The organism is Deinococcus depolymerans, assembly GCF_039522025.1.
Lineage (GTDB): Bacteria > Deinococcota > Deinococci > Deinococcales > Deinococcaceae > Deinococcus > Deinococcus depolymerans.
On record NZ_BAAADB010000015.1, the window covers coordinates 88,747 to 103,757 of the forward strand.

General features: G+C 72.5%; 13 protein-coding genes. 8 read left to right on the top strand and 5 right to left on the bottom strand.

Annotated features, from left to right (window positions below; genetic code table 11):
* Nucleotides 1–71: 71 nt before the first annotated feature.
* Complete coding sequence (locus tag ABDZ66_RS09895) at nt 72–1,475, bottom strand: MFS transporter (protein WP_343758310.1); 1,404 nt, start codon at nt 1,473–1,475, stop codon at nt 72–74.
* Nucleotides 1,476–1,576: 101 nt separating this feature from the next.
* Here ABDZ66_RS09895 and nadE point away from each other — a divergent pair, with 101 nt between their 5' ends.
* On the top strand, nt 1,577–2,410 hold the full coding sequence (gene nadE / locus ABDZ66_RS09900; protein ID WP_343758351.1) for an ammonia-dependent NAD(+) synthetase: 834 nt from the start codon (nt 1,577–1,579) through the stop codon (nt 2,408–2,410).
* Between the two features lie 69 nt (nt 2,411–2,479).
* Here the strand turns inward: nadE and ABDZ66_RS09905 are convergent, their stop codons facing one another.
* The 3 genes from ABDZ66_RS09905 to ABDZ66_RS09915 are packed head-to-tail and all read right to left on the bottom strand — an operon-like array spanning nt 2,480 to nt 5,022.
* Nucleotides 2,480–3,178 carry a CoA transferase subunit A gene (locus ABDZ66_RS09905; protein WP_343758312.1) on the bottom strand — a complete coding sequence of 233 codons (699 nt, stop codon included), beginning with the start codon at nt 3,176–3,178 and terminating at the stop codon, nt 2,480–2,482.
* Nucleotides 3,179–3,206: 28 nt separating this feature from the next.
* Nucleotides 3,207–3,947, bottom strand: coding sequence for an alpha/beta fold hydrolase (locus ABDZ66_RS09910; protein WP_343758314.1), 741 nt, complete (start codon nt 3,945–3,947; stop codon nt 3,207–3,209).
* Nucleotides 3,940–5,022 (bottom strand): alpha/beta fold hydrolase, encoded by a 1,083-nt coding sequence (locus ABDZ66_RS09915; protein WP_343758317.1) that lies wholly within the window; start codon nt 5,020–5,022, stop codon nt 3,940–3,942. The genes ABDZ66_RS09910 and ABDZ66_RS09915 overlap by 8 nt, the downstream gene beginning before the upstream one ends.
* Nucleotides 5,023–5,125: 103 nt before the next feature.
* Between ABDZ66_RS09915 and ABDZ66_RS09920 the strand changes: the two genes are divergently transcribed.
* The 7 genes from ABDZ66_RS09920 to ABDZ66_RS09950 all read left to right on the top strand — a co-directional run bounded on the left by ABDZ66_RS09920 (nt 5,126) and on the right by ABDZ66_RS09950 (nt 14,071).
* Entirely contained in the window at nt 5,126–6,286 is a 1,161-nt protein-coding gene (locus ABDZ66_RS09920) for an ABC transporter substrate-binding protein (protein WP_343758319.1), read from the top strand.
* A gap of 95 nt (nt 6,287–6,381) precedes the next feature.
* Complete coding sequence (locus ABDZ66_RS09925) at nt 6,382–7,242, top strand: branched-chain amino acid ABC transporter permease (RefSeq protein ID WP_343758321.1); 861 nt, start codon at nt 6,382–6,384, stop codon at nt 7,240–7,242.
* Nucleotides 7,239–8,225 (top strand): branched-chain amino acid ABC transporter permease, encoded by a 987-nt coding sequence (locus ABDZ66_RS09930; RefSeq protein WP_343758324.1) that lies wholly within the window; start codon nt 7,239–7,241, stop codon nt 8,223–8,225. Before ABDZ66_RS09925 ends, ABDZ66_RS09930 begins: the two co-directional genes overlap by 4 nt.
* Nucleotides 8,222–9,004, top strand: a complete 783-nt coding sequence (locus ABDZ66_RS09935; RefSeq protein ID WP_343758326.1) for an ABC transporter ATP-binding protein — start codon at nt 8,222–8,224, stop codon at nt 9,002–9,004. The genes ABDZ66_RS09930 and ABDZ66_RS09935 overlap by 4 nt, the downstream gene beginning before the upstream one ends.
* Before the next feature lie 163 nt (nt 9,005–9,167).
* Nucleotides 9,168–9,884, top strand: coding sequence for an ABC transporter ATP-binding protein (locus tag ABDZ66_RS09940; RefSeq protein ID WP_343758328.1), 717 nt, complete (start codon nt 9,168–9,170; stop codon nt 9,882–9,884).
* A gap of 352 nt (nt 9,885–10,236) precedes the next feature.
* Complete coding sequence (locus ABDZ66_RS09945; RefSeq protein WP_343758330.1) at nt 10,237–13,266, top strand: AfsR/SARP family transcriptional regulator; 3,030 nt, start codon at nt 10,237–10,239, stop codon at nt 13,264–13,266.
* A 34-nt stretch (nt 13,267–13,300) separates the two neighbouring features.
* On the top strand, nt 13,301–14,071 hold the full coding sequence (locus ABDZ66_RS09950) for a 3-hydroxybutyrate dehydrogenase (RefSeq protein ID WP_343758332.1): 771 nt from the start codon (nt 13,301–13,303) through the stop codon (nt 14,069–14,071).
* Between the two features lie 105 nt (nt 14,072–14,176).
* Here the strand turns inward: ABDZ66_RS09950 and ABDZ66_RS09955 are convergent, their stop codons facing one another.
* Nucleotides 14,177–14,674, bottom strand: a complete 498-nt coding sequence (locus ABDZ66_RS09955; RefSeq protein ID WP_343758334.1) for a CAP domain-containing protein — start codon at nt 14,672–14,674, stop codon at nt 14,177–14,179.
* Between the last annotated feature and the right edge of the window lie 337 nt (nt 14,675–15,011).

Consider the following 15,011-nt stretch of genomic DNA (forward strand, 5'->3'; position numbering starts at 1 on the left):
CAGGTCCGTGAACAGCGTCCCGCCCGGCGGCGCGACGTCTGGTGGCGCGACGTCTGGTGGCGTGGTGGGCGTCACGCGGTCTCCCGGTCCCGCAGCGGCTGCCCGCGCGTCTCGATCCCGACGGCCCAGACGCACGCGGCCGACAGCGCGAACAGCGCCGCGAACACCGTCAGCGCCTGCACCAGCTGCCCGCCCAGCAGCAGCGCCCCCGCGAACGGCGAGATCAGGCTGCCCAGCCGCGCGAAGGCGCTGACCATGCCCATCCCGGAGGCGCGCAGCAGCGTCGGGAACAGCTCCGGGGTGTAGGCGTACAGCGCGCCCCAGGTGCCCAGCAGCGAGAACGACAGCAGCGCCGAGGTCAGCAGCACCGCCGTGGGCGTGGCGGCCAGCAGGAACAGGTAGGCGCCCAGCGCGCTGAGCAGCATGAAGCCCACCAGGGTCGCGCGGCGGCCCACCCACTCGACCAGCAGGCTGGACAGCAGGTATCCCGGCACCTGCGCGGCGGCCAGCAGCAGCGTGGTGGCGTACGTCTCGCTCAGTGCGAAGCCGTTGGCACGCAGGTAGGTCGGCAGCCACGAGAACACGCCGTAGTAGCCCAGGCTCATGCCGAACCAGGCGGCGCCCAGCAGGAACAGCCGGTCGCGCAGCGCCGGACCGAACAGCGCCGCGAAGCGTGAGGCGCGGCGCGAGGCCGGCAGCGGCGGCGCCAGCGGCTGGGGCGGCAGGGCGCGGCGGTTCAGGAGGGCCACCTGCGCCAGCGCGGCGCGGGCTTCCTCCAGGCGGCCCCGCGCGGCCAGCCAGCGGGGCGAGTCGGGAACGCCGAGCCGCACGAACAGTCCCACCACGCCCGGCAGGGCCGTCAGCGCCAGCAGCCAGCGCCAGCCGTCACCGGCGGTCAACCACGCGCCCGTGGTGGCGGCCACCAGGGTCAGCAGGACCGTGCCGATCACCCAGCAGCCGTCCACGATCACCAGGAACCGGCCCCGCAGTGCGGCCGGCATGAACTCGGCCATCAGGGCGTAATCGACCGGCATGGTCCCGCCGATCGCGAATCCGGTCAGGACCCGCGCGGCCAGCAGCACCCACACGTTCGGCGCGAAGGCCCCGAGCATCCCGAACACGACTCCCATGGTCACGGTGGTCAGGAACACCGGACGGCGTCCCAGCCGGTCGGCCATCCGCCCCCACAGCGGCGCGCCGATCAGCATCCCCGCGAAGGTCGCCACGGTCAGCAGGGTGGACGTGAGGGAACCGGCGCTCAGCCCGAAGTGCGCCTGCACGCCGGGCAACGCGAATCCCATGACCAGGACGGCCATGGCGTCCGCGGCGAAGGTCAGACCGCAGATCAGCAGCAACCGGTACTGGAACGGTCCCAGGCGCAGGTGTTCGATGACCTGATCGACCGTCTGGGTGTCCGGGGGCGGCGCAGCCACGGCGTCGTCCGGGAGACGCAGGCGGGTGGGGCGATCGTTCACACCCGTCAGTGTAGGGCGGATACCGGCCCGGCGTGCCGGAAGATGTGGTGTGCCGGGACCCCGGCCGCGTGACCGGGCATGAAATACTGCCCGGCGTGAACATGCAGCAGACCATCAGGCGTGAACTGGCCGTCCAGGCCGAGATTGACCCGGCGCGGGAGGTCGAGCGGCGCGTGGCGTTCCTGGGCGCGTACCTGCGCGTGGCCGGGGCACGGGGGTTCGTGCTGGGCATCAGCGGCGGGCAGGACAGCACCCTGGCGGGGCGACTGTGCCAGCTGGCCGCCGAGCGCCTGCGCGGGGAGGGCGTGGACGCGACGTTCGTGGCCGTGCGCCTGCCGTACGGCGTGCAGGTCGACGAGGCGGACGCGCAGCGGGCCCTGGCGTTCATCCGCCCGGACCGCAGCGTGACCGTGAACATCAAGGGGGCGGTGGACGCCGCCTCGGTCGCCGCCGCGGCCGCGCTGACCGGGGCGGGAACGGAGGGGGAGCTGCGGGATTTCGTGCGTGGGAACATCAAGGCCCGCGAGCGGATGGTCGCGCAGTACGCGCTGGCCGGGCAGCTGAACCACCTCGTGGTGGGCACCGATCACGCCGCCGAGGCCATCACGGGTTTCTTCACGAAGTACGGGGACGGGGGCGTGGACCTGACGCCCCTGACCGGCCTGAGCAAACGCCAGGGCGCGCAGCTCCTCGCGCACCTGGGTGCCCCGCCCGAGACGTGGCAGAAGGTTCCCACCGCCGACCTGGAAGACGACCGCCCCGGCCTTCCGGACGAGGTCGCGCTGGGCCTGACGTACACCCAGATCGACGACTACCTGGAAGGGAAGCCGGTCGCGCCGGAGGTGGCGCAGCGGCTCGAACGCCTGTACCGCGTCACCCGCCACAAGCGGGCCGTGCCGGTCACGCCCTTCGACGGGTGGTGGCAGGAGGCATAGGCGTGGGCATCGGCGGCGTCGAGGTCACACCGGCCGGACGTTCCAGTGTGACCTCGTCCGCAGCCGGACCTACCCGGCGCGGACGGTGCGTTGCTCGATGCGTTTCTCGGGGGTGGCGTTCAGCACGACGCGCTGCACGAAGATGCCGGGGGTGTCCACGTCGTCCGGGTCGATCTGACCGACCTCCACGATTTCCTCGACCTCTGCGACGGTCACCTTGCCGCAGGTGGCGGCCATCGGGTTGAAGTTGCGGGCGGTCTTGCGGTACACGAGGTTCCCGGCGCGGTCGGCCTTCCAGGCCTTGACGAGGGCGACGTCGGCGACGATGCCGCGTTCGAGGATGTACGTCTGGCCGTCGAAGTCCCTGTGTTCCTTGCCCTCGGCGACCAGGGTGCCCACGCCCGTCCTCGTGTAGAAGCCGGGAATGCCCGCGCCGCCGGCCCGCATCCGCTCGGCGAGGGTGCCCTGCGGCGTGAATTCCAGTTCGAGTTCCCCGGCGAGGTACTGGCGTTCGAATTCCTTGTTCTCGCCGACATAGGAGCTGATCATCCGGCGGATCTGGCGGGTCTGGAGCAGCAGGCCCAGGCCCCAGCCGTCCACGCCGGCGTTGTTGCTCACGGCGGTGAGGTTGGTCGCGCCGCTGTCGCGCAGGGCGAGGATCAGCTGCTCCGGGATGCCGCAGAGGCCGAAGCCTCCCACGGCGATGGTCTGGCCGTCAGCGACGATATCGGAGAGCGCCGCGTGGGCGTCGGGGTACACCTTGTTCATGTCGGCTCCAGTGTAGAACGAACGGTCGTTAGGATGCGGGGAGGGTGTCCAGGAACCCCTCCAGCAGCGTGCGCAGGGCGGCGGGGTCCTCCTGCGGGAACCCGTGCCCCCGGCCGGGCAGGATGACGGCCTCCACACCCAGCGCGGCCGCCTGGGCGCGCACCATGTCCGGCGTGATCAGCCGGTCCAGTTCGCCACCCAGCACCAGGGCCGGCAGCCCGGTCAGGCGCGCGGCGTCCACCTGCCACGCGGCCAGCGCGCGGGCATTCCCGCTGTAGTGCGCCGGCGCCATGTTCGCCCCGTCCGCCAGCAGGTCCCGGAAGTTCGCGGGCCGCCCCGACGGGAACAGCGCGCCCAGGCTGGCCTCCAGGAGCGGCGGCGCGGAGCGCAGCAGTTCCAGCACCGGGTAGTTCTCCTCGGGCGTGACCAGGCCGGTCAGAGGCGCGCTGGCCGCCAGCACCAGCCCCGCGAGGGCCTGCGGGTCGCGCGCGGCGACCTCCAGCGCCACCGCGCCGCCCAGCGAGTGGCCCAGCAGCACGGGCCGCTTGACGCCCTGCGTGCGCAGCCAGTCCTGTACCCAGTCGGCGTACCCGGCGACCGACACCGGTCCCGCGTGCGGCGTGCCCGCGAAACCCGGCAGGTCCGGGGCCCGCACCCGCCACCCGCCGGGCGGACCGTCCCGCAGGTCCACCCACCAGCGGGACGAGGCGAAATTGCCGTGCAGGGCCACCAGGGTGCGGGTCACGGTCTGCGCTCCTGCTTCAGACATGGCGCACCCCGGACAGGTCCAGTGCGGGCGGCGTCGGCGCCGTCTCCAGCAGGTCACGCAGGGCGTCCCCGAAGGCGGCGGTGTCGGTCAGGCCGCCCAGGTGTCCGCGCGGCGAGTCGAATTCCAGGTGGGTGTGCGCCACGCCCGCCGCCCGCGTCTGCGCGGCGAAGTCCCGCATCTCGGCAGCCGGGAAGAACTGGTCGCCGCGCACGTTCACGCTCAGCAGCCGGGTGCCCTGCTCGCGCCAGCGGCGGCACAGCTCGTCCAGCGGGGCGACTGCCAGCAGGTCATGCGTCTGCACGGCCCGGCCGACGTCCAGCACGTGCCGCAGGTCGGCCGTGGCGGTGCGGGTGCGCAGGTAGGCGTCCACATCCGCCCCGCGGAACAGCAGGTCCATGCCGTCCGCTCCCAGGCCGAAGAAGGTGATCAGGCGCAGCGTCTCGTGCAGCGCCCCGTCCGGGTCGCCCTGCGCGGCGGCACGCAGCAGCGGCCCGAACACGCCGCGCAGCACCGGGCCCGCGACCGGGCTGGTCACGACTGCCGCCACGCGCGGGGCCAGCGCCGGGGTGCGCGCCGCCCACTGCAGCGCCTGCATGCCGCCGAAGCTGGGCCCCACGACCGCGTGCCAGCGGGGGGCGGCGAGGGCCCGCAGCAGTCCGCACTGCGCGGCGTGCAGGTCCGCCATGGTCCACTCGGGAAAGCGGGGCCCCCAGGGCCGCCCGTCCGGGTGGGTGGTGGCGGGGCCGGTGGTCAGGATCCCAGGATCGCGCACCTGCACGTTTCCCAGCGAGTTCAGGCACACCACGAAGAAGCGCTCCGTGTCCAGCGCCCGGCCGGGACCGATCAGGGCGTCCCACCAGCCGGGCGTGCCGTCCGGGCCGGGGCCGGCGGCGCGCATGGTGCCGGTGTAGTGGTGGCACACCAGGACCGCGTTGTCGCGCGCGGCGTTCAGGCGGCCCCAGGTCAGGGCGCCCAGTCGCACGGGAACCCGCTCTCCCCCGGTCCACAGGTCTCCGCGCAGTTCGGCGGTTCCGGGCGGAGCGCCCGGCGTCCAGGTCCACTGACTGTCTCGCATCACCGGGCAGGCTAGGTGCAGGGCGTTACGGGCCGGTCACAGCCGCGGGAGCGGGGGGGTGTAACGCGCCCGTGACGCGCCGCGCCTACACTGCCGGGCGAACATGAAAACATTCCTGATGACGGGCGTCCTGCTCGCGCTGTCCGGCGCGGGCGCAGTGAAGGTCGGTGTGCTTCTTCCCCTGAGCGGAGCCGGGAGCGTTTCGGGTCAGGCGGCCCGCAGCGGCTACGGGCTGGCCCTCGACGAGATCAACCGGGCGGGCGGCGTGCTGGGAAAACCGCTGGAACTCGAGTTCGCCGATGACGGCAGCGCGCCCGCCAAGGCCGTGCCGGAGTTCGTGAAGCTGGTGACGGTCGAGAAGGTGGACTTCATGGCGGGCGGCGTGAGCAGCGCCACCAGCATCGCCATCAGCGGCCCCGCCAAGCAGTACGGCACCTTCATGGCGTGGATCGGCGCGGCCGCCGTGCCGGTCGAGGACGCCTTCGCGGACCACCCGTACTTCTTCCACTACCACCCGTGGTCGTACTACAACTTCGAGGCGATCCTGGGGTACTTCCGGTACCTCAAGACGTACAAGAAGGCGAAGAACATCGCCATCGCCTACGAGGACGGCCCTTTCGGCAGCGCCGGCATCGACGCGACCGTCGCGGCGTTCAAGAAGGCGGGCTTCAATGTCGTCATGACCGAGAAGTTCAAGACCGGCAGCGGCAACTTCGGGCCGCTGGTCAGCAAGGCCAAGGCCGCCAAGCCCGACATCCTGTACTGGGTCGGGTACGACACCGACGCCCTGCCGCTCGCCACCGAGGTCAAGCAGCAGAACCTGCAGCTGGGCCTGCTGTACGGCACGCCGCCCAGCTGGCCCGTGGGCTTCGAGAAGAACAAGCTGTCGGACAACGTGGCGGGCCTGAGCCTGTGGCTGTCGAGCAGTCCCAACAAGGAAAGCCGCGCCTTCGTCGCCGCGTACCGCAAGAAGTACGGCACCGTCACCGACGAGTACTTCGCGCCGCTGGCGTACGTGAACCTCAAGACGCTGGCCGCCGCGATCAACGCCGCCGGCAGCACCGACAAGGCCAGGGTCGCGGCCGAGCTGGCGAAAACCAACGTGCCCACTCCCTTCGGGCCGCTGACGTTCACGCCCAGCCTGAAAACCAAGTACCAGGGCTTCAAGGCCGGGAACTGGCTGCACTTCCAGTACCTCGGGGACGCGCGCGTGCCGGTCTTCCCGATCAAGTTCGCGCAGCAGCCGATGGTGTACGGCCGCTGAGACCGGCGCTCTGAGCTCTGGGCCGTGAGTTCCGGGGGCACCCCCCGGAGGCTCGGGCCTCAGGGCTTTTTCTGTGGGTGGAGGGAGGAGATGGCATGGAACTGTTTGCACAGACGCTGGTGAACGGCCTGCTGCAGAGCGGGCTGTACGCGCTGGTCGCGTCGGGGCTGGCGCTGGCGGTGGGCGTGGTGGGCATCGTGAACTTCGCGCACGGGGAGTATCTGATGATCGGGGCGTTCCTGGCGTGGGCGGGCAGCGCGCTGCTGGGCCTGGACCCGCTGCTGAGCCTGCCGGTGATCGCGGTCGCGGTGTACGGGGTGGGCGCCCTGACGTACCGGGTGAGCATCCGGCACGTGCTGCTGGCCCCGGAACTGAACCAGATGCTGCTGACCTTCGGGCTGGGCATCCTGCTGCAGAACCTGGCGCTGATGCTGCTGGGCGGGAACACCCGCACGGTCAGCACGCCGTACCAGGCGAGCAGCCTGCAACTGGGCGAGCTGAGCGTGGGCGGCCCGAAGGCGCTGGCGTTCGGGCTGGCGGCGGCGCTGCTGGGGGCGCTGTACGGGGTGTTGTACCGCACCACGCTGGGCCGGCAGATGCGCGCCGTGGCGCAGAACCGCCGGGGCGCGCAGCTGATCGGCATCAACGTGGACCGCGTGTACCTGATCGCTTTCAGCGTGAGTTGCGCGCTGGCGGCAGTGGCGGGCGTGCTGGTCAGCGTGCTGCTGTTCGCGTCGCCGACCGTGGGGTTGGTGTTCGCGCTGAAGGCCTTCGCGATCATCGTCATGGCGGGCCTGGGGAACCTGACGGGCGTGCTGTGGGCGTCGGTGCTGCTGGGCGTCAGCGAGGCGCTGGTGCAGACGTACGTGCCGGGCGGCGGCGGCTGGAGCGACGCGGTGTTCTTCCTGATGATCTTCGGGACGCTGGTGCTGCGGTCCTTCCGGGGGGCGCGATGAGTGCCCGTCAGGCCGAGGGGTCGCCTGCGGGCGCGGCTCCACGCCGCGAGATCACCCAGGGAGCCGCGCTGCCGCTGCTGGCGTTCCTGCTGCTGGCGGCGCTGTTTCCGTTCCTGCCGCTGGGGAGTCGCGCGGAGTTCCTGCTGCAGATCGCGTTCTTCACGCTGGTGGCCGGGATCATGGCGCTGTCGTGGGACATCCTGGCGCGCAGCGGGCAGGTGAGCCTCGCGCACGCGGCGTTCTACGGGCTGGGCGCGTACGGGTACGCGCTGCTGCTGAAAGCGGGCCTGCCGTGGCTGCTGGCCATGCCCGCCTCGGCGCTGCTGGCGGGCGGCGTGAGCCTGATCCTGGGCGCGGTCACCATGCGCCTGAGCGGCATGTACTTCGCGATTGCCACGCTGGCCTTCACGGAGGTGGTCCGCACGGTCATCCAGAACCTCCCCGAGGGCGTCGCGGGCGGCGCGACCGGCCTGCTCGTGCCCGCGCTGCTGGGCGGGAACAGCCGCGCGCAGTACTTCCTCGCGTGGGGCCTGCTGGCCTTCACGGTGCTGGTCAGCCTCGCGGTGCGCCTGACGCGGCTGCACTTCGCGTTCGCCGCGATCCGGCAGGGCGAGGAAACGGCGCGGGTGCTGGGCGTGAGCATCGTGCGCTTCAAGCTGCTGGCGTTCTTCATCAGCTCGTCGCTGGCGGCGCTGGCGGGCGTGCTGTACGCCGGGAAGACCTTCTTCATCAATCCGCTGGAGACCTTCAGTCTGGCGAACTCCATCGCGCCGCTGACCACCTCCATCTTCGGGGGGCTGTACACGACGCTGGGGCCGGTGCTGGGCGCGGCGGTGCTGCGCGTGGCCGAGGAACTGCTGCATAACAGCGTGAAGAACGGGTACCTGGTGGTGTACGGGCTGGTGCTGATGCTGAGCATCCTGTGGCTGCCGCGCGGCCTGATGGGCCTGCGCCGCAACAAGAAACACGGAGGTGACCTGTGACCGCTGCCGCATCCGGGGGCGCCCTCTCCCCCGTCCCGCAGGGCGCCGAGGTGCTGCGCGCCGAGGGCCTCTCCAAGCGCTTCGGTGGCCTGAAGGCCGTGCAGGACGTGTCTTTCACGCACCATCAGGGTGAGATCCTGGCGGTGATCGGGCCGAACGGGGCGGGCAAGACGACGCTGCTGAACCTGCTGTCCGGCGTGTACCGCCCGTCGGCGGGGCGGCTGCACCTGATGGGCCGCGACGTGACCGATCAGCCGATGGAGGCCCGCTGTCACGCCGGGCTGGGCCGCGCGTTCCAGATCGTGCGGCCCTTCCCGGAGATGACCGTGCACGAGAACGTCACGGTGGGCGCGCTGTTCGGCAAGCCCGGTCAGCGCCTGCCGGAGGCGCGCGAGCGGGCCTGGGCGCTGCTGGAACGCACCGGACTGGCCGCGCACGCCGACAGGGCCGCGCACGAACTGACGCTGCTGCAGGACAAGCGGCTGGAGGTGGCGCGCGCCCTGGCGACGAACCCCAGCGTGCTGCTGCTGGACGAAGTGATGGCGGGCCTGCGTCCCGGCGAGGCGCAGGAGGCCGTCGCTCTGGTGCGCGGCGTGCGCGAGAGCGGCGTGAGCGTGCTGTTCATCGAGCACATCATGCCGGTCGTGCGGGATCTGGCCGACCGGGTGGTCGTGATGGATCAGGGACAGGTGCTCGCGCAGGGCACCTACCGCGAGGTGACGGCCGACCCGCGCGTGGTCAGCGCGTACCTGGGCACGGAAGAGGGGCTGCACGCATGACAGGAATTGCGGTGAGTCGGAGACGAACCCGACCGGAGGGAGAAGCAATGACGAGCGGACTTCAGGAGATGGACGGACTTCCGGTGGTGTTCCGGAAGGTCGGGAATCGGATGAATCCGGTATGACCGACACACTGAATCGGACGTCCCCTACAGCGAATGACGTGGGGCAGGAACTGAGGATCGAGGGGCTGGCCGCCGGGTACGGGAAGGTGCAGGTGCTGTGGGACGTCTCGCTGCACGCCGCGCCGGGCGAGTTCGTGGCGGTGATCGGCGCGAACGGGGCGGGCAAGACGACCACGCTGCGTGCCGTGAGTGGCGTCGTGAAGCCCAGCGCGGGCCGCATCACGCTGGGCGGGGTGGACATCACGCGGGCCGAACCGAGTCGCGTGGTGGCGCTGGGCCTGGGGCACGTCCCGGAGGGCCGCGAGCTGTTCCCGCACATGACGGTCCGCGAGAACCTGGAACTCGGGGCGGCCATGAGTGCCCCGGCGCGGGCGCGCGCCGCCGAGACGCTGGGCGAGGTGTACACGCTGTTCCCCCGCCTTCAGGAACGCGCGGGGCAGCTGGCGGGCACGCTGTCGGGCGGCGAGCAGCAGATGGTCGCGGTGGGCCGCGCACTGATGGCCCGCCCCAGCGTGCTGGTCGTGGACGAACCCAGCCTGGGCCTGTCGCCGCTGATGACGCAGACGGTGTTCGGGGCCCTGAAGGCCGTGAACGCGCAGGGCGTGACGGTCGTGCTGGTCGAGCAGAACGTCAACCTCAGCCTGAAGCTGGCGCACCGCGCGTACGTGCTGGAAAACGGGCAGGTGGTGAGGGAGGGCACGGGCGCGGCGCTGCTGGCCGACCCGGCGGTGCGAGCGGCGTACCTGGCGCTGTGATCCGGACTGCCGTTTGTTTCGTTCACAGATCGGAACACCACCGATCTGTCAACTCCACGTCCGGAACCCGCCCAGCTCCTCCTCTGCGGCGCAGCTCTCCGAGTCGCTTCGCTCGGATTGAATGGCTTTGTAAGCCATTCAACCGGAGTCCGTCTGATCCGGACTCCGGTTGGACGGGTTGCCACCTCTTTCAACCCGAGCGGACGCGCCGAGCGGCGCCGCAGGGCGAGCAGGAGAGCGGCGTCCCTCCGGGCGTGGCGTTGGCACCCCGGTGCGCTGACGGGATGCCAACGAAACGGACGGCAGTGCGGATGAGCTGCGGCGGGCGGACACATGCGGTAGATTTCGCGGCGTGACCCTGAACTGGAGGGACCTGACCTCGGTGCGCCGCGCGAGGCTACCGGCCGTGCGCGGCGCCGTGGACCGCCCGCGCCTGACCGGGGCGCTGCTGAACGCCCGGGTGCTGTCGGTCACCGCGCCGGCCGGGTACGGCAAGACCACAGCGCTCGCGGCGGCCGCGGCGGGCCTGCCGGGCCCGGTGGCGTGGCTGACGCTGGACGCCGACGACGCCGATCCGCTGGTGTGCGCCGCGGGACTGGCGCTGGCGGTGGGCGCCCTGCCCGGCGGGGAGCGGGTGGGCGCCGCCCTGGCACAGGGGGCCTCGCCCAGGCGGGTGGCGGCGCTCACGGCGGACACCCTGGACGTCTGCGGCGGGCTGCTGGTGCTCGACGAGGCGCAGGCCCTGAGTGGCACGCCGGGCCTGGACCTGCTGCGGGCCCTGCTGAACCCGGGGCAGGGCCGCGTGGCGCTGCTGTCCCGCACGGCCCTGCCCCTGCCGGACCTGACCCGGCTGGAACTGTCGGGCGGGGCGGGGCGTCTGTCGGCGGCGGACCTGGCGTTCACGCCGCCCGAGATCGCGGCGTTGTGGGCCGCGCAGGGCCTCGTGCTGTCCGGCGCGCAGGTGCGGGCCGCGCACGCCGTGACCGAGGGCTGGCCGATCGCGGCGCGGTTCCTGGCGCAGGCGACAGCGCAGGGCCGGATCACCCCGGCGGACCTCGCCGATCTGGACGGGAACGGAACGTCGCTGGGCACGCTGTTCAGTTACCTGGCCCAGGAGGTCCTGGGACCGCTGGAACCCAGCCTGCGGTCCCTGCTGACGCGCGGCAGCGTGTTCGAGGAACTCAGCGCCGCGCTGCTGGAGGCCGCGCTGCCCGAACCGCAGGCCGGCGCGCTGCTCGAGGCGCTGGCCGGCAGCGGGACCTTCCTGACCCGCCTGGGCGATTCGTACCGCGCGCACCCGCTGCTGCGCGCGCACCTGCGGGGCCTGCTGCCGCCCGCCGAGGCGCGCGAGATCGCGGCGCGCGGCGCGGCGTTCTTCGAGCAGACCGGGCGGCGCCGGCGGGCGCTGGCCGCGCACCTGCTGGCGGGAAACTCGGCGCGGGCGGCGGCGCTGCTGGCCGAGTGGGGCGGCCTGTGGCTGGCGCAGGGGCGCGTGACGCTGGTCGACCGCAGCCTCGCGCGGCTGCCGCGGCCCGACTGGACGCCCGCGCTGCACGCACTGGCGGGAGACGCCCTGCGTCTCGCGAGCCGGTACGACGAGGCCCGCGCCGAGTACGCCCGCGCGGGAGCGCTGGACCGGGCGCTGGGCGAGGTGCGGCTGGCGCTGGACACGGTGCAGCCGGCGCTGGCCTGGGCGCCGCTGGACACGGCGGCCGCACTGGTGGACCCGGACGGAACGGGACAGCGCGAGGTGCGCCGCCTGCGGGCCGAGAACCTGCTGAACGCGGGACAGCCGGCGCAGGCGGTCGCGCTGGAACCCGACCTGCGCGGCGGCGCCCGGTACGCGCTGCGCTGCGGGGACCTGGACGCGGCGCTGGAGCGCGCGCAGGCCCTCGCGGACGGCGAGACCGGTGGGGCGCGGGCCGCGCAGAACCACCGTGAGGGCCTGCTGCTGGCCAGTTTCCTGCACGCGGCGCGTGGTGAGCTGCAGCAGGCCGAAACCTGCGCCCGGCGCGGCCTCGAGGAGGGAGAGCGGCTGGAAAGTCCGTTCGTGCAGTCGCTGGCGCGGGCGCGGCTGGGGCACGCGCAGCAGGCGGCCGGGCAGTTCGGGGCGGCGCGTGAGAGCTACGCGGCGGCGCTGCAGCAGGCGCAGGGCGTGACCGGTCGCCTGCGGGTCGAGCCGCTGATGGGGCTGGCCGCGCTGGCGGGCCGTGCCGGTCAGCCGGAACGCGCCGGGACCCTGGTGGCCGAGGCGCGCGGGCAGACTGCCGGGGACGGGTACATGGAGGGTCTGCTCGTGCTGACCTCCGCGCTGGGACTGGCGCAGGGACCGGAGGCCGCCCTGGCGGCGGCGGGGCTGCAGCAGGCGCAGGCGCTGTTCCGGGCATGCGGGGACCGGTTCGGTCAGGCGGCGGCGACGCTGGCACTGTTCGCGCTGGAGGGGGTCCCGGCGGCCTCCCTGGCGCTGGAGGCGGCGGGCGCGGTCGCCGCGTACCCGTTCCTGCTGGGGCGCCCGTCGCTGTTCGCTCCGGTGGGCACCCGGGCGGGCCGCGCCGCGCTGCTCGCCCGGCTGGGGGCGGCCGTTCCGGCGGCCCGCGGGTCCCTGACGGGCGCCGCGCACCTGCTCGGGTACCCGGACGTGCCGGACGTGGCCGACACCCCGGGGTTCGAGGTGCGGGTGCAGGTGCTGGGCCGCGTGGCGGTCACGCGGGATGACGGGCGGGTGCGCGAGTGGGGCCGCGCGAAGGCCCGCGACCTGCTCGCGCTGCTGGCCGTTCACCCGGACGGACTGGCGCGCGAGGCGGCGCAGGAGGCGCTGTTCCCGGACGCCGAGCCCGGCGTGGGTGAACGCAATTTCCGCGTGACACTGCACGCGCTCGGGCAGGTGCTGGAGGAGGGCGCGCGCAGCGGCGTGTTCCTGGAACGCGGCGACTGGCTGCGGCTGCGGCCGGGGCCCGACCTGCACGTGGACCTGCTGGACGCCTGGGCGTGGCTGTCGCGGCCGGCCGGAACGCCGGGCCGCCTCGACGCCCTGCTGCCCCTGCCGGCCGCACTGGCGGAACTGGATCTGGACGCCGTGAACCGCGAGGCGGAGCGCTACGCGGCCACGCTGCCGGTGGCGCTGGCGGACGAGGCGGGCGCGGCGCTGGCCGTGGCCCGCCCCGACCGGGCGGCGCTGGCGGCGGAGCGCGCCCTGATCCTCGACGCGGCGCACGAGCCGGCCGCGCGGGCGCTGATGCGCGCCAGTCACGCGCTGGGACGGGGAGCGGCGGTGGGCCGCACGTACGCGTCCCTGCAGGCGGCGCTCGCGGAACTGGGGTTGCGGCCCCTGCCGGACACGCAACGGCTGTGGCAGGCACTGTGCGGCCCGCGAGAGGAGTAACGTCCGCGTGACGCGCGGGACCTAGACTCCGCGCATGACGCAAGACACGCAGGGGAGGACCGCGCTGGTCACAGGCGGCACGAGTGGCATCGGACTGGCAATCGCGCAGCGCCTCGCGCAGGACGGACTGCAGGTGGCGGTGCTGGACCTGGACCGCCCGCAGGCCCGTGAGGTGGCGCGCGCCCATGACCTGACGTTCATCGGGGCGGACCTGTCGCGCCGCGAGGACTGCCGCCGCGCGGTGGACGAGACGGTCGCGGCGCTGGGCGGCCTGGACGTGCTGGTGAACAACGCGGGCTTCCAGCACATCGACCCGGTCGCGGCTTTCCCGGAGGACACCTGGGACGCGATGCTGCACGTCATGCTGACGGCGCCCTTCCTGCTGAGCCGGTACGCGTGGCCGCAGCTGACACGCAGCGGGCAGGGCCGGATCGTGAACGTGGCGAGCATCCACGGTCACGTCGCCAGTCCTTTCAAGAGTGCGTATGTCAGTGCCAAGCACGGCCTGATCGGCCTGACCCGCACGGCCGCGCTGGAGGCCGGCGAGCAGGGCCTGACCGTGAACGCCATCTGCCCCGGGTACGTGCGCACGCCGCTGGTCGAGGGCCAGATGGCCGATCAGGCCCGCACGCGCGGCCTGACGGTGCAGGAGGTCGAGCAGAAGGTGATGCTGGAACCCGCCGCCATCAAGCGCCTGCTGAATCCGGAAGACGTCGCTGCGCTGGCGAGTTACGTGGTCAGCCCGGCGGCGTGGGGCATGACCGGCGCGGTGCTGGACCTGGACCTGGGCTGGACCGCCCGGTAGGCGCGGGCGGGAGGCGGGGTGCAGGACGGAGTTTCAGGATCTCCGCCGCGTCCCGCCCGAGCGAGGGGAGGACGGTTCCAACATCCATCCTCCCCCATTCAGCCGTCAGCGGGGTTGGCTGCTCAGGACCATCACGTACGCGGTGCCGCGCGAACCCTGGACGACGGCGGCGCCGACGTGGGTGTAGCGGCGTTCGTTCATCCAGAAGCAGTGGACGGGAGAGTTCAGCCACCAGCGGACCGCGCTTTCCGGGTTCTGGCTGCCGCCCATGAACACGATCTCGGTGACGCTGACGGCGTTCACGCCGGTGCTGGCGGCGCGAATGCGCGGGGTGCTGCCGTTCGTCCCGGTGTGGGTGATGCGGCCGGTGGCGCTCATGTACCCGGCCTGCTGGCGCGCAGCGGCGGCCAGGGCGGGCGTGAAGGTGAGGCTGCCCGCGACGGGGCGGGCGCCGCTGCCGGGACAGGTGACGCCCTGGGCGCGCACCTGGTTCAGCCGGGCAACCAGTTGCTGCTCGGCGGAGGACTGGGCCGTGGCGGGAAGTCCCAGGGCCACCAGGGCCGCCAGGGCTCCCAGCGTTCGCTGGGCGGTCTGCATGAGCATCGTGAACCGATCTTAACCTGAGCGGCGCATGAAGGAGATGGGAAAACCGGCATTCGCTCTCATACGGACTCGGAGAGCTGCTGCGCAGAGAAGGAGCAACACGGGTTCCGGACGTGGAGTCGGCAATCCGGTGAAGTTCCGGATTGTAGGCGAAACAAACGGCAGTCCGTATCAGAAGGGCAGAAGGGCGAGGGGTCCAGGCGAAACGGCCCCGGACCCCTTTCGCGGTAGTTGGCTGGAACTATGCCCGACACCACTGAAATGGGAGCGTCCGGGGCCTATCCCCGGACGTGTCAAAAGAGCTCCCACTCGAGAGTTTCGTCTGTCAGAACCCCGC